The organism is Rhodococcus sp. 2G (assembly GCF_001886355.1).
Classification (GTDB): Bacteria; Actinomycetota; Actinomycetes; order Mycobacteriales; family Mycobacteriaceae; genus Rhodococcus; species Rhodococcus pyridinivorans.
In genome coordinates this window covers 93,554-112,250 of record NZ_CP018063.1, presented here as the reverse complement: position 1 = coordinate 112,250, position 18,697 = coordinate 93,554, and the positions used below count along the sequence as shown (strand labels likewise).

At 68.4% G+C, this 18,697-nt stretch carries 19 protein-coding genes; 8 read left to right on the top strand and 11 right to left on the bottom strand.

Features of this window, described 5'->3' with window-relative positions; genetic code table 11:
* Positions 1–7 precede the first annotated feature (7 nt).
* Positions 8–2,287, top strand: a complete 2,280-nt coding sequence (locus BO226_RS00560) for a helicase-associated domain-containing protein (RefSeq protein WP_071934408.1) — start codon at positions 8–10, stop codon at positions 2,285–2,287.
* Positions 2,288–2,357: 70 nt separating this feature from the next.
* Here the strand turns inward: BO226_RS00560 and BO226_RS00555 are convergent, their stop codons facing one another.
* The 4 genes from BO226_RS00555 to BO226_RS00540 are packed head-to-tail and all read right to left on the bottom strand — an operon-like array spanning position 2,358 to position 6,367.
* Positions 2,358–3,713 carry an LLM class flavin-dependent oxidoreductase gene (locus BO226_RS00555; protein ID WP_071934407.1) on the bottom strand — a complete coding sequence of 452 codons (1,356 nt, stop codon included), beginning with the start codon at positions 3,711–3,713 and terminating at the stop codon, positions 2,358–2,360.
* A 28-nt stretch (positions 3,714–3,741) separates the two neighbouring features.
* Positions 3,742–4,467 (bottom strand): ABC transporter ATP-binding protein, encoded by a 726-nt coding sequence (locus BO226_RS00550; protein WP_071936307.1) that lies wholly within the window; start codon positions 4,465–4,467, stop codon positions 3,742–3,744.
* On the bottom strand, positions 4,443–5,306 hold the full coding sequence (locus BO226_RS00545; protein WP_024103079.1) for an ABC transporter permease: 864 nt from the start codon (positions 5,304–5,306) through the stop codon (positions 4,443–4,445). The genes BO226_RS00550 and BO226_RS00545 overlap by 25 nt, the downstream gene beginning before the upstream one ends.
* Positions 5,303–6,367: an ABC transporter substrate-binding protein gene (locus tag BO226_RS00540; RefSeq protein ID WP_071934406.1), complete on the bottom strand. Its 1,065-nt coding sequence runs from the start codon at positions 6,365–6,367 to the stop codon at positions 5,303–5,305. Before BO226_RS00540 ends, BO226_RS00545 begins: the two co-directional genes overlap by 4 nt.
* A gap of 188 nt (positions 6,368–6,555) precedes the next feature.
* Between BO226_RS00540 and BO226_RS27565 the strand changes: the two genes are divergently transcribed.
* The 4 genes from BO226_RS27565 (at position 6,556) to BO226_RS00535 (ending at position 9,149) form a co-directional block, all read left to right on the top strand.
* On the top strand, positions 6,556–6,993 hold the full coding sequence (locus BO226_RS27565) for a hypothetical protein (protein WP_144376970.1): 438 nt from the start codon (positions 6,556–6,558) through the stop codon (positions 6,991–6,993).
* A gap of 15 nt (positions 6,994–7,008) precedes the next feature.
* Entirely contained in the window at positions 7,009–7,176 is a 168-nt protein-coding gene (locus tag BO226_RS27560; RefSeq protein WP_019289942.1) for a hypothetical protein, read from the top strand.
* Between the two features lie 23 nt (positions 7,177–7,199).
* A complete protein-coding gene (locus BO226_RS27555) occupies positions 7,200–7,358 on the top strand; it encodes a hypothetical protein (protein WP_019289943.1) in 159 nt (52 codons plus the stop codon).
* 132 nt (positions 7,359–7,490) lie between these two features.
* Complete coding sequence (locus BO226_RS00535; RefSeq protein WP_006551687.1) at positions 7,491–9,149, top strand: DNA repair helicase XPB; 1,659 nt, start codon at positions 7,491–7,493, stop codon at positions 9,147–9,149.
* A gap of 40 nt (positions 9,150–9,189) precedes the next feature.
* Here BO226_RS00535 and BO226_RS00530 read toward each other — a convergent pair whose 3' ends face one another.
* The 3 genes from BO226_RS00530 to BO226_RS00520 are packed head-to-tail and all read right to left on the bottom strand — an operon-like array spanning position 9,190 to position 12,924.
* Entirely contained in the window at positions 9,190–9,852 is a 663-nt protein-coding gene (locus tag BO226_RS00530; protein ID WP_006551688.1) for a response regulator, read from the bottom strand.
* Complete coding sequence (locus BO226_RS00525; RefSeq protein ID WP_024103077.1) at positions 9,834–11,504, bottom strand: ATP-binding protein; 1,671 nt, start codon at positions 11,502–11,504, stop codon at positions 9,834–9,836. Before BO226_RS00525 ends, BO226_RS00530 begins: the two co-directional genes overlap by 19 nt.
* A 49-nt stretch (positions 11,505–11,553) precedes the next feature.
* Complete coding sequence (locus tag BO226_RS00520) at positions 11,554–12,924, bottom strand: CitMHS family transporter (protein ID WP_024103076.1); 1,371 nt, start codon at positions 12,922–12,924, stop codon at positions 11,554–11,556.
* Positions 12,925–13,196: 272 nt separating this feature from the next.
* On the opposite strand from BO226_RS00520, the gene BO226_RS00515 reads away from it, so the two are divergent.
* Together BO226_RS00515 and BO226_RS00510 are read left to right on the top strand one after the other, a co-directional pair.
* A complete protein-coding gene (locus BO226_RS00515) occupies positions 13,197–13,865 on the top strand; it encodes a DUF3239 domain-containing protein (protein WP_024103075.1) in 669 nt (222 codons plus the stop codon).
* A gap of 17 nt (positions 13,866–13,882) precedes the next feature.
* Positions 13,883–14,446: a GNAT family N-acetyltransferase gene (locus tag BO226_RS00510; RefSeq protein ID WP_039587568.1), complete on the top strand. Its 564-nt coding sequence runs from the start codon at positions 13,883–13,885 to the stop codon at positions 14,444–14,446.
* An 81-nt stretch (positions 14,447–14,527) separates the two neighbouring features.
* On the opposite strand, the gene BO226_RS00505 is transcribed toward BO226_RS00510, so the two are convergent.
* A complete protein-coding gene (locus BO226_RS00505) occupies positions 14,528–15,514 on the bottom strand; it encodes an LLM class F420-dependent oxidoreductase (protein WP_071934405.1) in 987 nt (328 codons plus the stop codon).
* 166 nt (positions 15,515–15,680) lie between these two features.
* On the opposite strand from BO226_RS00505, the gene BO226_RS00500 reads away from it, so the two are divergent.
* Entirely contained in the window at positions 15,681–16,730 is a 1,050-nt protein-coding gene (locus tag BO226_RS00500; RefSeq protein ID WP_071936306.1) for a patatin-like phospholipase family protein, read from the top strand.
* A 3-nt stretch (positions 16,731–16,733) separates the two neighbouring features.
* Here the strand turns inward: BO226_RS00500 and BO226_RS00495 are convergent, their stop codons facing one another.
* From BO226_RS00495 to trxA, 3 genes are all read right to left on the bottom strand, one after another.
* On the bottom strand, positions 16,734–18,014 hold the full coding sequence (locus tag BO226_RS00495; RefSeq protein WP_039587574.1) for an MFS transporter: 1,281 nt from the start codon (positions 18,012–18,014) through the stop codon (positions 16,734–16,736).
* A gap of 76 nt (positions 18,015–18,090) precedes the next feature.
* Positions 18,091–18,264: a hypothetical protein gene (locus BO226_RS27550; RefSeq protein ID WP_162836426.1), complete on the bottom strand. Its 174-nt coding sequence runs from the start codon at positions 18,262–18,264 to the stop codon at positions 18,091–18,093.
* Positions 18,265–18,308: 44 nt separating this feature from the next.
* On the bottom strand, positions 18,309–18,683 hold the full coding sequence (gene trxA / locus BO226_RS00490) for a thioredoxin (protein ID WP_071934404.1): 375 nt from the start codon (positions 18,681–18,683) through the stop codon (positions 18,309–18,311).
* Positions 18,684–18,697 lie beyond the last annotated feature (14 nt).

The following is an 18,697-nucleotide window of genomic DNA, read 5'->3' as shown; positions in this document are numbered from 1 at the left end:
GGAGGGGATGTCCCCGACCACGCCCGCTCCCGACACCGCCTCGGACTCCCTCGCCCGCTGGCTGGCAGGTCGACGCGACACGGATCTGGCCGCCACGCTGCGCGCCCGTCCGGATCTCGTAGTGCCGCCACCGGCGAGCATGAACGTGCTCGCGAGCCGGGCTCAGCAACGCGCCTCGGTGTTCCGTGCGGCCGACGAACTCGACACCGCCGCCTTCGGGATCATCGAGGTGCTGGCCCGTCTCGGAGCGGTGGACACCCCCGTCTCCCGCGCCGCCGTGCTCGACGAGGTCTCCGGCCGCATCAGCGCGAGGAATCTCGACCGGATCCTGTCCACCCTGCGCTCGCTGCTGCTCGTGTGGGGGTCCACCGACGAACTGCGTCTCGTCGCCGCCGCCGTGGACGCCGTTCCGTGGCGCGTCGGACGCACCGGCGACGTCACCGGACCGTCCCGGCAGGAGCTCGACGACCTCCTCGCGGCTCTTCCGCCCGAGCAGCGCAGCATCCTCGACACCCTGTCGCGTACGTCCCCGATCGGTCGGACCCGCGACGCCGCACCGGACACCCCCGCCGACCGGCCCGTGCAGAAACTGCTCGCCGCCGGGCTGCTCTTCCGCATCGACGACGAGACCGTCGAACTCCCCCACCGGGTGGGCCAGGCACTGCGCGACGACGCTCCCTTCGATCCGGCGGCGCTCGCTCCCCCGCGCGCACCGAAACCCACCCGATCGACCGCCGACGTCAATGCGACCGCCGGCGGCGCCGCCCTCGAACTGCTGCGGCACTGCGAAGACGTTCTCGACACCCTCGGTGCGCAAGCCGCCCCCGTCCTCAAGGCCGGTGGGCTCGGTGTCCGCGAACTGCATCGCATCGGGAAGGCGGTCGGACTCGACGACGACGAGACGGCGCTCGTCGTCGAGGTCCTCGCGGGTGCCGGTCTGATCGCGCGGGGCCTCCCCGATCCGCCGACACCCGGGGACGACGATCACTGGGCACCGACCACCGCCACCGACGCGTGGCTCGCGTCCTCCCCCGCCTACCGCTGGGCCGTGCTCGCCGGTGCCTGGCTCGATCTGCCGCGCCGGCCCTGGCTGATCGGCCGGCGCGACCAGAACGACAAGCCGGTCGCCGCGCTGTCCGACGAGGTGAAGTCCCCTACTGCCGCCCGCGACCGCCGGTTGCTGCTCGACGCCCTCTCCGACGTGCCGGCGGCGGGCACGGACGTCGCCGACCTGCGTACCGCTGCGGCGTGGCGTCGTCCTCGCTGGGCGAGTCGCTTCGACACGACGAGCGTCGTGGAGACCGTGCGCGAGGCGACGACACTCGGTCTCGTCGCGCACGGCATGCTCGCGTCGCCGGGCAAGGCGCTGCTGCACGGCGGCGACGCCGAGGCCGAGATGGCAGCGGTGCTCCCCGAACCCGTCGACTACGTGCTCGTCCAGGCCGACCTCACGGTCGTCGCCCCCGGACCGCTCGTCCCCGAACTCGGCGAGCGGATCGCGCTCGTCGCCGACGTCGAATCGGCCGGTGCCGCGACCGTCTACCGGATCGGCGAGAGCAGTATCCGGCGCGCGCTCGACGCCGGGCTCGGCGCGAGCGACCTGCACGGCCTGTTCGCGACGCATTCGCGCACCCCGGTGCCGCAGTCGCTTACCTACCTGATCGACGACGTCGCGCGTCGCCACGGACGCCTGCGGGCCGGTGTGGCGACGTCCTTCGTCCGCGCCGACGATCCGGCTCTGCTCACCGAGGTACTGTCCGCCCCGGTCGCCGCCACGCTCGCCCTGCGCGCGGTCGCCCCGACCGTCGCGATCTCGCAGGCGCCTCTCGCCGAGGTGCTCACCGAGCTGCGCGCCGCTGGTTTCGCTCCCGCCGGGGAGGACGCATCGGGAGCGATCGTGGATCTACGGCCCCGGGGTGCCCGCGTCGCGATGCCGCGTGCCCGGGCCCGCTATGCCGGGCCCATCGCGCCGAGCGACGAGCAGCTCGACACCCTCGTGCGCACGCTGCGCGCCGGCGACCGTGCGGAGTCCGCGACACCGACGGCCTCGGCACGTGGTGACGGCAGCCGGTCCGGCGGTGCGGCGACGCTCGCGCTGCTGCAACTGGCCGTGCACGGCAAGCGCAGCGTCACCCTCGGCTACGTCGACGCTCAGGGTGTGGCGACGCGCCGCATCGTCGACCCGGTGTCGGTGGGCGGCGGGCAGGTGCAGGCCTTCGACCCGGCGACCGGCTCGGTGCGCAGCTTCGTCCTGCACCGCGTCACGTCGGTGGCGCTGGTCGACTGACGACGGACCCGGGTGCGGTTGATCGAGCATCGCCTGGAACCGCCCACCACCGGCCCGTGGGCGGAGAGGCTCAGCGTTGCGTCGCGAACCCCACGAACGCCCCGCCGACGGTGAACTGGTTCTCCGGCCGTGGGAGCCCGTAGTGCCCACGCAGGGTGGATTCGGTGTACTCGGTGCGGAACAGACCGCGCTCCTGCAGGATCGGCACCACACCGTCGACGAACTTCTCGAGCCCCGACGGCAGCACGGCGGGCATGATGTTGAAGCCGTCGGCCGCGCCGCTGTGGAACCAGTGCTCGATCGTGTCGGCCACCTGCTCGGCCGTGCCCGCGAAGGTTCGATGGCCGCGACCGCCGCCGAGGCGTTCGATGAGCTGCCGCACCGTGAGGTTCTCCCGTCGCGCGAGCTGCACGATGAGCGTGTACCGGCTCTTGGCTCCCTCGATCTCGTCCTCGGACGGCAGGTTCTCCGGCAGCGGCTCGTCGAGCGGAAGCTGCTCCGGCCGCAACCCGAACCGTTCGGCAAGCTGGTGGCGCGCGTACTCGGGCGAGATCAGCCGGGCCAGTTCGGCGTCGAGTTCGCGTGCCTCATTCTCCGTATCGCCGATGACGGGCACGATGCCTGGGAGGATCAGCACCTGCCGCGGGTCGCGGCCGACCTTGCCGACCCGATCCTTCGCGTCGTCGTAGAACGCCTTGCCCTCCTCGAAGGTGGGCTGAGCAGTGAAGATCGCCTCGGCGTACAGCGCGGCGAAGTCCTTGCCGTTCTCCGACGAGCCCGCCTGCACGAGCAGCGGATAGCCCTGCGGCGACCGCGGCACGTTGAGCGGCCCGGCCACCGAGAAGAACTCTCCCTCGTGTTCGAAGGTGTGGACCTTCGCGGAGTCGGCGTGGATCGCCGCCTCCTTGTCGGCGACGATCGCGTCGTCCTCCCAGCTGTCCCACAGCTTGGTCGACACCTCGACGAACTCGGCGGCCCGCGCGTAGCGGCTCTTGTGCGCCGGCACGCCGTCGAGACCGAAATTGCGAGCGGCGTCGTCACCGGCGGTAGTGACGATGTTCCAGCCGGCCCGTCCCCCGCTGACGAAGTCCAGCGATGCGAATCGACGCGCGAGGTTGTAGGGCTCGTTGTAGGTCGTCGACGCGGTCCCGATGAGACCGATCCGCTCGGTGGCCGTCGCGATCGCGGTGAGGATGATCGTGGGTTCGAGCTTGCCGCTCGGACGCCGTTCGGGATTCGCGAACAGCACGGGGCTGTCGGCGAGGAACACCGAATCGAACCTGCCACGCTCGGCGGTGCGGGCGAGCGAGATGTAGTGCTGGATGTCGAGATTCGCGTTCGGGTCGCTCTCCGGCAGACGCCAGGCCGCTTCGTGATGGCCGACGGGCATGAGGAAGGCGTTGAGGTGCAATCGACGATCGGTCATGTCTTCTCCTGTCGTGAAAGGTCTTTCGTCACAGTTGCGTGATGACACCGAGGGCGGTGAGGAGGTCTTCACGGATGTCCCGGAAACCGGGATCCGTGATGGAACGGGGCTTGTCGAGATCCACGTGGCAGTCGACAGCGAGGCGCCCTTCGTCCAGCACGACGATCCGGTCGGCGAGCACTATCGCCTCGTCGACGTCGTGAGTCACGAGCAGCACGGTGGGACGGTGCGCGCGGACGAGATCGTCGAGCAGTCCGTGCATCCTGATGCGGGTCAGGGCGTCGAGCGCGCCGAACGGCTCGTCGGCGAGCAGCAACTGCGGCTCCCGCACCAGGGCCCGGGCCAGCGCGACACGCTGTTGCTCCCCGCCGGAGAGTTCGAGCGGCCAGGCGTCCTCGCGCCCGGCCAGGCCGACCTCGGCCAGCATCTCGGATCCCCGGTTCCTGCCCTGCCTGTCGAGCCCGAGCGTGACGTTGTCGAGCACGCGCAGCCAGGGCAGCAGGCGGGAGTCCTGGAAGGCGACGGAGACCTTCTCCGGTACCGCGAGGGCGCCGCCCCGGATCTCCACGTCGTAGTCGAGGCCGGCGAGCGCACGCAGCAGGGTGGACTTCCCGGATCCGCTCCTGCCGAGCAGGGCGACGAACTGTCCGTCGGGGATCTCGAGGTCGAGCCCGTCGAGCACGTTCCGGTCGCCGAAGCCGCGGATCAGGCCGCGGATGCGTACGGCGCTCATCCGCCCAGCGTCTTCCGCCAGGCGAGCGCCCGACGCTCGACCAACCGGAGACCGGCGTCGGATGCCAGACCGAAGATGCCGTAGACGAGCAATCCGACGAGGATGACGTCCGGCTGACCGTAGTTCTGGGCGTTGAACATCATCTTGCCCAGGCCGCTCACGGCGTTGATGCTCTCGACCACGATCAGGGTGAGCCACGCACCGGTCACCGCCAGGCGCAGACCGAGGAAGAATCCGGGCAGCGCTCCTCGCAGCACCACCTTCCACACGAACTGTGCGCGAGTGAGAGCGAGGACCTCGGCGAGTTCGACGTAGCGCTGTTCGAGGGCCGTGAGAGCGTTGTGCGTCTGGATGTAGATGGTCACGACCGTCCCGAGTGCGATCACCGTGATCTTGAAGGTCTCGCCGATGCCGAGCCACAGGATCAGCAGCGGGATGAGACCCAGCGTCGGGATCGCACGCTTGAACTGCACGGGGCCGTCGATCAGTGCTTCACCGGTGCGCGTCAGGCCGGATGCGAGCGCGAGCGCGGTGCCGATGACACATCCGATCACGAAGCCCAGCACGGCACGGCTCAACGATGCCAGGATGTGTTGTTGCAGAGTTCCTTCCGCGACGAGTTCGACCGCGCTGGTCACCACTGTCCAGGGAGCGGAGAGCTTGCGGTCGTCGATCCATCCGGCACCCGACCCGATCGCCCACACGACGAGCAGCAGAACCACGCCGGTCATGCGCGAGAACGGGACGGCCTTGCGGAGACCGAGCCGCCGGAGCGGCCTGATCCCCTCCGTCGGTGGCTGATCGGTGGGGTCCGGTGGGCGGGCGCCGACCTCCACCGGCCGTGTCAGTGTGCCGGTCACGAATCCGACCCCTTCCGGTACTCCTGCGGAACCGAATCCGCGGCAATAGTTTCGAATCTGCGATCGAAGATCTGCTCGACGTCGAACTCGTCGAACCATCCGGCCTCGTCGAGCAGTTCCGAGGTCTCCTGCGTCCATTCGATCGCGGAGTCCCAGTCGATGGGATATGCCGGTTTCTGGCCGACGGTTTCGACGATCCGCCTGCCGTCCTCGTACGACACCCCCTCGCTCTCGACGTAGTACTTCCGGATCCACTCGTCCCGGTTCTCCCACGCCCAGACGTCACCCTGTGCCCACAACGGGATGAATTCCTTGATCGCCGCGACCTTCGCAGGATCCTCGAGCACGGACACCGGAGCCCACAGAACACTCAACGCGTCGACCTCGGGCGTGAACACCCCTCGCGCGCCCTCGGTTTCGTACTGGTTCAGGTACTTCGTGAGGGTAGGTTCCGCCAGCGGTGCGACGTCGACCTGTTTCGCCTGGAGCGCCGTGAGGAACTGCGTGCTCGGTAGTTCGACGAATTCCACCTCGTCGAGACCGATTCCGGCCGACTTCAGCGTCCGGAGCACGACGACACCCTGGGCCTGCCCCGGCGACAACGCGATCTTCCTGCCGCGCAGGTCGTCCAACGAATCGATGTCTGTACCGGGTGCCGTCGCGAGCGAGTACTGCGGCGAATCCTTCTCGCGTACGGCGACGATCCTGGCGTCGAGCCCGGTGGCACGGGCCTGGATGGGAGGAATCGCCGCATTGACCGCGAGGTCGACGGCGTCGCCGCGGAACGCCTGGATGACGTCGGGACCGGCCGAGACGTCGGGCCAGTCCGACACCGTGAACGGCAACTCGTCGATACGACCGGTCGCTTCGAGCTGGATACGGGTGGGCTTGACGGCAATGCTCAACGACGTCCCCGGTGGAATCTCCTCGGGGATTTCGGCGTCGGCGGACAATCCCCCGGTCGAACCGCCGGCGCACCCGGTGAGCACGACGCTCAGTGCGGCCGCGACGACGATCGGAGCGCGCGATCTTCGAGAGCGCACGAGTGAGGACACGATCATGAGAACTCCTTGCGAAGGTGAGGGGCGCGACATCGCGCGAATACGCCGACGTGCGCCACCGGAAGACGAGCGGGAACCCGAGCGCGGGCCCGACCGCGAGGACAGCAGTCCTGGAAACCGCAGTCCCGAAATCAGCGGTCACGGTACGGAGAACAGCGACAGTGCGGACAGCCACGGAACCGCGATCGGTGGACGACACGACACGCACGGTGTTCGCGACGCGAGGCACTGCGGCCTGCGATCACGGTCCGGCCCATCGCTCTCCCCCGTCCGCCCGGGCTGTGGACGTCCTCTGTCTGCACAGCATCGCCGGTGACGGTATCGGCCGCGCGGAACTTCCGGACAGGGATCAGCGCACGGTGAAATCAACTCCGGACACCGGAGTACGGAACATTTCAGCGCCGTGTTCGGATGGCGCACAGAATAATTCGAGCGACTGGCTTTTTCCGGGAAATGACGTATGGTGTGGTCTTGTCGAGTGGTTGTTCATCGAAGATGGAGTGACAATGGCCGACAAGGGCAAGAATTCGAAGAAGCCAGCGAAGTCCCTGAAGGAACGTCGTCAGGAGAAGCGGCAGAAGGCCGCCGAAGCCGGCGAGTTCATTCGTAAGCGGAAGCGGAGCTGAATCCGGTTGCAGGCCATGGATCTCGAAATCGCAGCGCTCGAAGCGCTGTACGACAAGATAAGTGGATTGTCCGGTCGGGAAACGGGCACCGACGCACAGCGGCACGGATATCGCGCCGCCTTGGCGCGTGCACGGGTGTTCGTTCTCGACGAGCGTGCCGGCGCGATGAAACAGCCGGCCTGAGAAAAGAGAAAATCGGTACTGGAATGAAGCGGACGCTGCATGCCCTGGACAAGATCCAGGAACGACTCGAATCGGAACTGGATTCGAGACCTCCCACCTCCGAGAAAGACGCCGGCTACCGGTCCGGTATCTCCGAGGCGCTGGTGTGCGTGATGGAGGTGCGGCAGTCGCTCGCACGGTGAGTACGCCGTGAAACCGGTCGGCCGTGCGTTCCCGCCACGGGGGAACGCACGGCCGTACACCGTCGTGGTGGCGCGGTACGGCCCGAACCTGGAGAATGGGAAAGTTCTACTTTCCATCCACAGGAGGCACTCGTGGCCGACGGACCGCTCATCGTCCAGTCCGACAAGACCGTGCTCCTCGAGGTCGATCACGACCGGGCGAACGAGGCGCGGCAGGCGATCGCACCGTTCGCCGAGCTCGAACGCGCCCCCGAGCACATCCACACCTACCGGGTGACGCCGCTGGCATTGTGGAACGCCCGTGCCGCCGGTCACGACGCCGAGCAGGTCGTCGACGCGCTGGTCTCGCATTCCCGGTTCGCCGTCCCGCAGGCGCTGCTCGTCGACATCGTCGACACCATGAGCCGCTACGGGCGCCTCCAGCTGGTCAAGAACCCCGCCCACGGCCTGACCCTGGTCAGCCTCGACCGGGCGGTGCTCGCCGAGGTCCTGAGAAACAAGAAGATCGCCCCGATGCTCGGTGCGCGCATCGACGACGACACCGTGATCGTGCATCCGAGCGAGCGCGGACGCGTCAAGCAGATGCTGCTGAAGATCGGCTGGCCGGCCGAGGACCTCGCGGGGTACGTCGACGGCGAGGCCCATTCGATCTCGCTGGACTTCGAGACGAACCCCTGGCACCTGCGCGACTACCAGGAACTGGCCGCCGACTCGTTCTGGTCGGGCGGCTCGGGTGTCGTGGTGCTGCCGTGCGGTGCCGGTAAGACGATGGTCGGCGCGGCCGCGATGGCGAAGGCCGGCGCGACGACGCTCATCCTCGTGACGAACACGGTCGCCGGGCGCCAGTGGAAGCGCGAGCTGATCGCCCGCACCTCCCTCACCGAGGACGAGATCGGCGAGTACTCGGGCGAGAAGAAGGAGATCCGCCCGGTCACCATCGCCACCTACCAGGTGATCACCCGCAAGTCGAAGGGTGAATACCGCAATCTCGAGTTGTTCGACTCCCGCGACTGGGGGCTGATGATCTACGACGAGGTGCACCTGCTGCCGGCGCCGGTCTTCCGTATGACCGCCGACCTGCAGTCCCGCCGCCGCCTCGGTCTCACCGCGACCCTCGTGCGCGAGGACGGACGCGAAGGCGACGTCTTCTCGCTCATCGGCCCGAAGCGGTTCGACGCGCCGTGGAAGGACATCGAAGCCCAGGGCTGGATCGCCCCCGCCGACTGCGTGGAGGTCCGCGTGACCCTCACCGACGCCGAGCGCATGGCGTACGCGGTCGCCGAGCCCGAGGAACGGTACAAGCTGTGCTCGACCGCGCGCACCAAGATCCCGGTCGTGAAGTCGATCCTCGAGCAGCACCAGGACGCCCCGACACTGATCATCGGTGCCTACATCGATCAGCTCGACGAGCTCGGTGAAGCGCTCGACGCCCCGGTCATCAAGGGTTCGACGAAGACGAAGGAACGCGAGGCGCTGTTCGACCGGTTCCGGTCGGGCGAGCTGAAGGTGCTCGTCGTGTCGAAGGTCGCGAACTTCTCCATCGACCTGCCGGAGGCCTCGGTCGCGATCCAGGTGTCGGGCACCTTCGGCTCGCGTCAGGAGGAGGCCCAGCGTCTCGGGCGGCTGCTGCGTCCGAAGCACGACGGCGGGCAGGCCCACTTCTACTCCGTGGTCTCGCGCGACACCCTCGACGCCGAATACGCCGCGCATCGCCAGCGGTTCCTCGCCGAGCAGGGTTACGCGTACCGGATCACCGACGCCGACGACCTGCTCGGACCTCAGATCGGCTGACGCGGAGCGTCCCTGCGCGACGCGTCACAGGGACTTCGTGTCACTGCGGCCGGTATTCCTGTTCGGGACGGCCGGTGGTGCCGTAGCGCAACTGCATCCGCAGGCGTTTCTTCGCGACGAGCGCCGCGAGATAGCGCTGTGCGGTCGCGCGCGACACCCCGATCGTCACGGCCACCTCCCCAGCCGACATCGGTTCCGGTGATTCCCGGAGCGCCTGCATCACGAGCTCTTCGGTCATCGAACGCGAGGGTGCCGGGCGGGCGGCCGGCAACACCGGCCGCAGTGCGGCCAGCGCCGTGTCGATCTCGGTCTGGGTGAGCTCCTCCCCCGCGACGACCCTGCGGTACTGCGCGTAGGCCGCCAGCCGCCGGGCCAGTTCGGTGCTTGCGAACGGCTTGACCAGATACACCAGCGCACCGGCGGTGAGTGCCGCGCGCACCGTCGTGCCCTCGCCGGCGGCACCGAGCACGAAACTGTCGCATTCGAGGCTCCGGATCAGGTCGATCCCGGAGCCGTCCGGTAGGTACACGTCCACGAGGGCGAGATCGACGGGACCCGCCCGAACGGCGTCCCGGGCCGCCGCGATGCTCCCGGCGACCGCGCAGACCTCGAATCCCGCCACACCCGAGACCACCGAGGCGTGGAGTTCGGCGACCCGGAAGTCGTCGTCGACGACGAGGACCTTCAGATCCGTTCCGCCCATCCCGTGTCCCTTTCGTCGAGCATCCCGGGCAGCGTCGCCAGGAAGACCGCACCCCCGGTCGGATTCTCCGGCGTGCGCTGCCCGCCACGGTCCGCCAGCACGACGTCGCCGCCGTGCAGCCGCGCGATGCGCCGTGCCAGCGCCAGCCCCATTCCCCGGCCACCGGGCACCGTCGGATCGCTGCGGGTCGTTGCGCCCTCGGCGAAGACGTCGGGCAGCGCGGGATCGACGCCGTCGCCGGTGTCCGCGACACTCACGTGCAGGTCGGCACCGTCCTCCATCAGTTCCACCTCGACCTCGGCCGGAGCGCGCCCGCTCGTGCGTGCCGCCTCGATCGCATTGTCGAGCAGGTTGCCGAGCACCGTCGTGACGTCGACGGGTGCCCGCACGGTGGCGTGCGCCCACGTGTTCTCGCCGAGCACGAGCGTGACTCCCTGCTCGCGCGCATGCGCGGCCTTCGCGACGAGGAAGGCGTGCAGGTACGGGTCGGTGATCGCGTCGATGCCCTCGAGCTGTTCACCGAGCGGACCCGAACCGAGGATCTGTTCGATGTACTCGAGCGCCTGCTCCGCATGCCCCCGGCGGAGCAGTCCGTCGAGCAGGTGGAGCCGGTTCGCGAACTCGTGCCGTTGGGCCCGCAGTGCCGTACTCATCGCCTTGACCGCGTCGAGTTCGCGCGTGAGCGTCTCGATGTCGGTCCGGTCCCGCACCGACATCACCGTGCCGAGATCCCGGCCGTCGCGCACCACACGCCGCGAGACGGCGACGACGACCCGGTCGCCGGTGGTCGCCGCGACCGGGATGCCCTCCGCGGAGCGCAGCACGTCGAGCAACCGCGGGGTCATTCCGAGGGTGTCGACACTGCGACCGATTCCGTCGTCGAGATCGAGCAGACGACGCGCCTCGGCGTTGACGACGGTGACGTTGCCGCGGGCGTCGGTGCCGACGACCCCGTCGGAGATCCCGTGCAGCACGACCTCCTGTTCGCGGACCAGCTCGGTGAGCTGCTCGGGTTCGAGTCCCAGAGTGAGCCGCTTCCAGCGGTTGGCGAGCAGCAACGACCCGACAGCACCGCACACGAGTGCTGCGAGCGCGATCAGGACGGCATCGGCGAGGTCGCTGCGCAGGTCGGCGCGCACCCGGTCGGTGGCGATGCCGACGCTCACCTCCCCGACCACCCTGCCCGAGACGGGATCGCTCACCGGCACCTTGGCCCGGACCGAATCGCCGAGCGTGCCCGACTCGCTGGTCACGACCTCCCGTCCGGCGAGTGCCTCGGTGGGGTCGGTGCTCACCCTGCGGCCGAGCTGCTCCGGATCGGGATGCGCGAGCCGGAGTCCCTGGTCGTCGGTGACCACGACGAACAACGCTCCGGTGGCGGTGCGGACGGCCTCGGCGGCCTCCTGCACCGCACCGGATGCGAGTTCCGGGTTGTCCGGAGAAACCACCCCGTCGTCGGCGGCCGAATAGCGTGCGACCTCGTCCCGCACGGTCGGGTCCGCGGACACCGACCGTGCGATCGCGAGCGCCCGCTGACCGTGCTCGTCGGTGACTCGGTCCTCGGTGGTGGTGGCGAACACCGTGAATCCGATGCCGAGTGCCACCGCCACCACCGCGGACTGGAGCAGAAGTACCTGGGTGCGAAGTTTCACGGCGTCGCTCCCGTTCGTCCCATCCGTCCAGTGTGGCCCGGGGCCGATCTCATCCGAACGGAATCTGCCCGAGTACCACCCCGACGACGAGCATCACGACCGACACCACTCCGGCGCGCCACAGCACCTTGCGGTGATGGTCGGCCAGTGGCACCCCGGCGAGGGTCACCAGCAGCAGAATCGCCGGGACCAGCGGGCTCTGCATGTGGACGGGCTGTCCGGTGATCGATGCGCGCGCCATCTCGACCGGTTCGATGCCGTACTGCGCTGCCGTCTCCGCCAGCACCGGGAGCACCCCGAAGTAGAAGGCGTCGTTGGTCATGAAGAAGGTCATCGGGATGCTGAGCAGGCCGGTGATGACGGCGAGGAACGGGCCGAGTGCGTCGGGGACGACGCCGGTGAGCCACAACGCCATCGATTCGACCATGCCGGTGCCTTGGAACACGCCGGTCAGGACGGCGGCGGCGAACACCATCGCGACGACCGACACGATGCTCGACGAATGGCGTGCGATCGCGGCGGACTGATCGACGACGCGAGGGAAATTCACGGCCAGCGCGATACCGGCGGCGATCATGAACAGCACGGGGATCGGCAGGATGTCGAGGCCGAGGACGACGAGCAGCGCCACCGTGAGGATCGCGTTGAAGGGCAGCAGACGCGGACGCAGGGTCGGACGGTCGGGGTCGAGTCCGGCAGCCAACCGACCGACCTCCCCGTCGGTCGTATCGGTGCCCTTTCCGACCGTCGTACCCACTCCGGACGGACCAGCGCCGAGCGGCATCAGGTCGGGCTTCCACGTGAGCTTTCCGAGACGGCGACGTTCGACGAAGCCCAGGTGAGCAGCGAAGCCCAGCACGACCACGAGTCCGACGACGAGCGACGGGATCATCGGGACGAACACGTCGGACGGGGACAACCCGAGCGCGCTGGCTGCACGGACCGTCGGCCCGCCCCACGGGATGATGTTCATCGTGGCGTTCGCCAGGCCCGCGACGACGGTGAGGACGACCGGGCTGACCTTCAGTTTCAGGTAGAGCGGCAACAGTGCGGAGGTGGTGATGATGAACGTCGTGGACCCGTCCCCGTCGAGGGAGACGACCATCGCCAGCACAGCGGTTCCGATCACCAGTCGTGCCGGGTCGTCGCGCACGAGCCGCAGGATGAGCCGCACGAGGGGGTCGAACAGGCCGACGTCGATCATGATGCCGAAGAAGATGATCGCGAAGAACAGCAGCGCCGCTGTGGGGGCGAGACTTTCGACGCCGTCGACGATCATGTCGCCGATGTCGGTGCCGGCTCCGGCGATCAGGCCGAACGCGACCGGGATCAGGATCAGGCCGACGACCGGGGTGGCCCGTTTCGACATGATCAGGTACATGAACGTGGCGACCATCAGGAAGCCGAGGACGACGAGCATGGCGGTGCCCACTTTCTGACGTGATCGGGGCCGGTCCGGGCACACGTCGACCACGGGTCGCGGGCGCGACCGGAGGTCTGGTGTGGGGGTCCGGCTCGAAGCCGTGAGGGTTGTGTGATCTCTGCTACAGCAGAGTGTGTGGCCACGTCCCTCACCGAGTCACCGTTGCGCGCGAAAGCGCCGTTGTGCGCATTCTGCTCGAGCCCGTCGTGGTCGGGCTCGCCGCCGGAGGCCGACAGTGGTCGGCCCAAGGGCTCCAATAAGCTGGTGGCGTGCGCCGCTTCGACTTCCCTGTGGACCTGCCCCATGCCAAGGCCGTGAACCAGACCCTCGCGGATGTCCGTCGTCTGCGGTGGTCGGCGATATTCGTCGGCCTGGTGTGCGTCGCGGGTGCGGTGGGTCTGTTCCTGCTCGGCGAAGCCTGGGCGTACATCGTCGCCGCCGTGCTGGCGGTCGCGGCCGCGACGTCGGTGTGGGTGGCGCTGTGGGCGCCGCGCAAGGTGGGGACCATCGAACAGCTCTACCGCGACAGCCCTCTCGTCCCGGCCGTCGTCGCCGCCGAGCGTGCCCGCGGGCTGACGCTGCTCGCGCTCGTCGACATCGCCAAACCCGAGACGTCCGGCCGGCACTTCGCCCTGGTCACCCGCAACGTGGAGGCGGTGCCGGGTCACCGGATCGCGATCGGTGAGCGCGTGCCGTGTGCCGCGGTCCTTTCCGACCGCACGACCCGCAACGACTCGGGGGTGTGGCAGATGGTCGGCCCCATGCCGATCGCCTGGGGTACCCGTGATCAGAAGGTCATCGCCGACGCGGTCGCGCAGATCCCCGAAGTGGAGTGGCGCGTGCTGAAGGACAAGCTGAAGATGGTGGACCAGGTCGACGCCACCGACGAGCGTCGCCTCGAACTGGCGAGCAAGGAACTGCCGCCCGAGCTGCGGTGACACAGGACTGCGGTGACATGGAAGTACGCACGCTGACCGACGGTGCGGTGGTGCTCTCGCCACCGGGTCCGGCCGACGTCGACGCCATCACCGAGGCGTGCCGGGATCCTCTGATCGCCCGGTGGACCACCGTGCCCTCCCCCTACACCCGGGCCGACGCACTGCACTTCGTCGAGGACGTCGTTCCGGCCAAGTGGGCGAACGGTTTCCCCGATTGGGCCGTACGAAGCTCCGCGGATGGGATGTTCTGCGGCATGGTCGGATTCGTCCCGCGTGAGAGTGCCGATCCGGAGATCGGCTACTGGATCGCACCGACGGCCCGAGGCCGGGGTACGGCGACGGCCGCGGTGCGACTGGCATGTGGCTTCGCCTTCGCGCAGGACGGCATGAACGTCCCGCGGGTCGCCTGGCGCGCATTCGTCGGGAACGACGCCTCGGCGCTCGTCGCGCGACGGGTCGGGTTCCGGTACGAGGGCATTGCCCGCAACGGCCTGCTCCAGCGGGGCGTGCTGCGGGACGTGTGGGTCGCCGGACTGTCGGCCGACGACCCACCCGGACCCGTGGACGGCTGGCCCCTGTAGTTCTCAGCGCTGTAGTCCTCGGGCGCTGTAGTCCTCGGGCGCTGTAGTTCTCAGCGCTGTGGCCCTCGGGGGCCGTGGGGATCACGCGAGGTGCGGGAGCACTTCCTTCTCGAGCAGTTCCAGCCCCGAGGTGTCGTAGGCGGCCTCGGGAAGGTAGAAGATCGCGTACTCGAGCCCCTGCTTCTTCAGTGCGGTGAGGTTCTCGACGATCTGCTCGGGAGTGCCGACGGCGGGCATCCCCCGGAAGGCGTCGAGCGCCCCGTCGGCCTTCTCCGCTCCGACGATCGGTTCGAGACGGGCCCGCAGTGCCTCGAGCCGGTCCTGCACCTCGGCTTCGGTGCGGCCGATCGCCACGTTGTAGTTGGCCGATCGCACGATGGCGCCGAAGTCGGTGCCGACCTCGGCGCAGTGCTCGCGCAGGATCTCGGACTTGCGCGCGAATCCTTCGGGTGTGCCGTCGAAGTTGGTGTACTGCGCGTACTTCGCGGCGATCTTCAGGGTCACCTTCTCGCCGCCACCGGCGATCCACAGCGGAATGCCGCCCTCCTGCAGCGGAAGCGGACGGACGATGGCTCCGTCGACGGTGTAGTGCCTGCCCGAGAGTGTCGCGGAACCCGTGGTCCAGGCCTGGCGGAAGATCTGCACGCCCTCGTCGAGCCGGCGGAGTCGCTCACCCGCCGACGGGAAACCGTAACCGTATGCACGCCATTCGTGCTCGTACCATCCGCCACCGATCCCCATCTCGATGCGCCCACCGGAGATGATGTCGGCGGTGGCGGCGACCTTCGCGAGATAGGCGGGGTTGCGGTAGGCCATGGCGGTGCACATCTGGCCGATGCGCACCCGCTCGGTGACGGCAGCGAAGGCCGACACGAGGCCCCATGCCTCGTGGGTGGCCTCATCGGTGGGCGCAGGGACGGTGTGGAAGTGGTCGTACACCCAGATCGATTCCCACGGCCCGGCGTCGGCACGGACGGCGAGATCGCGCATCACCCGCCAATGGTCGGAGGGATCGATGTCGACGAGGTCCAGGCGCCAACCTTGAGGAACGAACAGTCCGAAACGCATGCGACTCCTTCGCTGGTAGGTACGGGCACGATGTCGTCCATCCACCCCACGGGTTCCAGTGTGCGGTGCGACCGCCGAACATTCCTCCCGAAGTCCGGCACCGTGTGCGACACGACGACTGCGTTCCCGTCGGATATCGACGAGGGTGCTGCGTACCATCGGACCCATGGCCGGACGGACACGCGTGGCGCTCGCCCTCGGCAGTGGCGGCGCCCGCGGGTACGCCCACATCGGCGCCATCCGGGCGATCGAGGAACGCGGTCTCGAAATCGTCGGAGTCTCAGGCGCTTCGATGGGTGCGCTGGTCGGTGGTGTCTATGCGGCAGGCGCGATGGACCCGTACACCGAATGGGCCACCGGCCTGTCCCAGATGGATGTCGTGCGCCTGCTCGACCTGTCCGTCTCGGCTCCCGGCGCGATCCGCGCGGAGCGGATCCTGTCCAAGATGCGGGAGATCCTCGGCGACGCGGTGATCGAAGAACTTCCGATTCCCTTCACCGCGGTCGCCACCGATCTCGCCGCAGGTCGCGCTGTCTGGTTCCAGCGAGGTCCCGTCCACTCGGCGATCCGGGCGTCCATCGCGATACCCGGCGTCATCACGCCGGTGATACTCAACGGCCGTGTCCTCACCGACGGCGGCACCCTGTCGCCTCTGCCGATCGCACCGACGGTCGGCATGCCCGCCGACCTCACGATCGGGGTCAGTCTCGGTGGGGAGGAACACGGCGCGGCGCACTCACCCGAGAACGCAAGCTCGGAAGCACGTCCCATCGAGGAATGGAAGGCACGTTTCCGGCGCAGCGCCAACCAGATGCTCGACACCGACATCGTGCGGTCGGTGGTCAACCGGTTCTCGACCGGTGCGGCGAGCGACGAGCCACCGGAGGTGGCTGCCGAGGACGCCGGAGATGTCGACACCGACGATGCGCTCGTCCCGAAGTTCGGACGCGTCGCGGTGATGAACCGGTCGCTCGACATCATGCAGTCGGCGCTGTCCCGGTTCCAGTTGGCGGCCTATCCGCCCGACATCCTCGTCGAGGTGCCACGAACCGCGTGTCGAAGCCTCGACTTCCACAAGGCTGCGGACATGATCGCGCTGGGTCGCTCACTGACCGAAGACGCCCTCGACCGTGCCGGTATCGCGGCCTCCGCCCCCACCGGTTCGGGGCCCGAGATCTCTGCCGACTCGTCATCGGACGTGCCCGGCTCGCCCTGACTGCTACCGAGCAGCGTCCATCGGCCGGTGTGTTTCGTACATCCGGAGAGCGACGATCAGCGCGGAGGTTGCGCTGACGGCCGCAGCGACTCCGACCGCGGCGTGCAGACCCATCAGGTCGGCGACGATCCCGCCGAGGACTGCCCCGACCGCGTAGCCCAGATCGCGCCAGACGCGGTAGACGCCGACGGCCCGGCCTCGCCAGACCGGATGGGCGACGTCGCCGATCACGGCCAGCAGGGTGGGATAGACCATGGCGGTGCCCGCACCCAGCAGTACGGTGCCGGTCGCCCAGCCCGCGAATGCGTCGCTCAGCGCGATGACCGCCAGGGCGACCGCCTGCGTGGCCATTCCCGCGGTGATCAGGTGCTTCCGGCCGATCCGGTCCGAAAGGGCTCCGGTGACCAATTGTCCCGCGCCCCACACTCCTGGATAAAGGGCGAACAGCAGGCCGATCTGTGCAACGGTGAGGTCCGCGGTGGCGAACAACAGGGGGAACAACCCCCACGAGAGACCGAAATTGAGGTTGTTGACCAATCCCGCCTGACTCGCCGAGGACAGAGCGGGTTCCCGAAGACTGGTCTGGACCACGATCTCACGGTCGGTCAGGTCGGCGTGAAGGTGATCGTGGATTCCGTCGGCGCGGGCCACATGTTGCCCGGCGTCGAGCAACGCGTGATCCCGGGTCTCCTTCACGAAGAAACCCGACAACACCAACGCCAGGGCGGTGTACGCGAGCCCCAGCAGGAAGGGTGCGGGGCGCAGACCGAAATGCTCGGCCAGATAACCGGCGAACAGCGATGTCACCGCGACAGCGCCGTAACCTGCAGCTTCGTTGAGTCCCATGGCCAGACCGCGCCGGGCCGGACCGACCAGATCGATCTTCATCACCACGGTCGTCGACCAGGTGAGCCCCTGGTTGATACCCAACAGTACGTTCGCGGCTACCACCCACCACCAGTCGGTGGCGAGAATCAGCATGAGAGGTACCGGCAGGGCGAACAACCATCCCACCAGCAGCACCGGTTTGCGCCCGTAGCGGTCGGAGAAGGTCCCGGCGAAGTAGTTTGCGGCAGCCTTGGTGATCCCGAAGGCTGCCACGTAGGTGAAGATGAATGTGTAACCGCTCAGCCCGAATTCGTTCTCGGCAAGCAGCGGAAGAACGGTCTGTTGCTGACCGACCATGCCTCCCACCAGGGCGTTGACCGCCACCAGCAGGGTGAACTGGGCGGCGTTGGCCCGCAGACCCAGCACCGGAGGCCGGGGCGTGGCCCTGGGGCTCACGTCCCGGCCTCCGGGTCGGGGCCGACGGCTACGGCCGGTTCCGGTTCGTACGCCGTCTCCATGGTTGCGACCGAGGTCAGCGACGGAAGAGCGACCGCACGCTTCGACGCTCGGCGCGGGCCGGGACGGTGTCCTGACCGCAGGTGCAGCGATCGGCGGCGGGCACCGAACGCATGACGGCGTCGACATGCTGTCCGCATCCGCCCCATCCGGTCTTTGCGCAGTTCGGGCAGGCGACGGGGTAACACATGAGAGTCCTCCTCGATGAGAGTGCGCTACGGACCCGGCGAAGGGTCAGGAGCGGGAGGCTGCGCGTTGTCCGGCAACCTGGTCGTGGATCTCGGTCATGTCGAGGGCCTCGATCCGGGTGATCAGGTCCTCGAGAGCCGGTGCCGGCAACGCGCCGGGCTGTGAGTAGACGAGCACACCTTCTCGGAATGCCATGATCGTCGGAATCGAGCGGATGTTCGCCATGGCGGCGAGCTGCTGCTCGGCCTCGGTGTCGACCTTGGCATGCACGATCTCGGGGTGTGCCTGCGACGACTTGTCGAAGACCGGGGCGAAGGCACGGCACGGGCCGCACCACGACGCCCAGAAGTCGACGAGAACGATGTCGTTGCCGACGATGGTGGATTCGAAGTCCGCCATCGTGAGGTTCTTCGTCGTCATCGTTTCCGTTCCTT

Bases quoted from the DNA above. Each gene is read 5' to 3' on its own strand.
- BO226_RS27560 (WP_019289942.1), top strand. From the start codon at position 7,009: ATGGATCTCGAAATCGCAGCGCTCGAAGCGCTGTACGACAAGATAAGT.
- BO226_RS00560 (WP_071934408.1), top strand. From the start codon at position 8: ATGTCCCCGACCACGCCCGCTCCCGACACCGCCTCGGACTCCCTCGCC.
- BO226_RS00500 (WP_071936306.1), top strand. From the start codon at position 15,681: ATGGCCGGACGGACACGCGTGGCGCTCGCCCTCGGCAGTGGCGGCGCC.
- BO226_RS27550 (WP_162836426.1), bottom strand. From the start codon at position 18,264: ATGTGTTACCCCGTCGCCTGCCCGAACTGCGCAAAGACCGGATGGGGC.
- BO226_RS00520 (WP_024103076.1), bottom strand. From the start codon at position 12,924: ATGCTCGTCGTCCTCGGCTTCCTGATGGTCGCCACGTTCATGTACCTG.
- BO226_RS00505 (WP_071934405.1), bottom strand. From the start codon at position 15,514: ATGCGTTTCGGACTGTTCGTTCCTCAAGGTTGGCGCCTGGACCTCGTC.
- BO226_RS00510 (WP_039587568.1), top strand. From the start codon at position 13,883: ATGGAAGTACGCACGCTGACCGACGGTGCGGTGGTGCTCTCGCCACCG.
- BO226_RS00530 (WP_006551688.1), bottom strand. From the start codon at position 9,852: ATGGGCGGAACGGATCTGAAGGTCCTCGTCGTCGACGACGACTTCCGG.
- BO226_RS27555 (WP_019289943.1), top strand. From the start codon at position 7,200: ATGAAGCGGACGCTGCATGCCCTGGACAAGATCCAGGAACGACTCGAA.
- BO226_RS00540 (WP_071934406.1), bottom strand. From the start codon at position 6,367: ATGATCGTGTCCTCACTCGTGCGCTCTCGAAGATCGCGCGCTCCGATC.
- trxA (WP_071934404.1), bottom strand. From the start codon at position 18,683: ATGACGACGAAGAACCTCACGATGGCGGACTTCGAATCCACCATCGTC.
- BO226_RS00555 (WP_071934407.1), bottom strand. From the start codon at position 3,713: ATGACCGATCGTCGATTGCACCTCAACGCCTTCCTCATGCCCGTCGGC.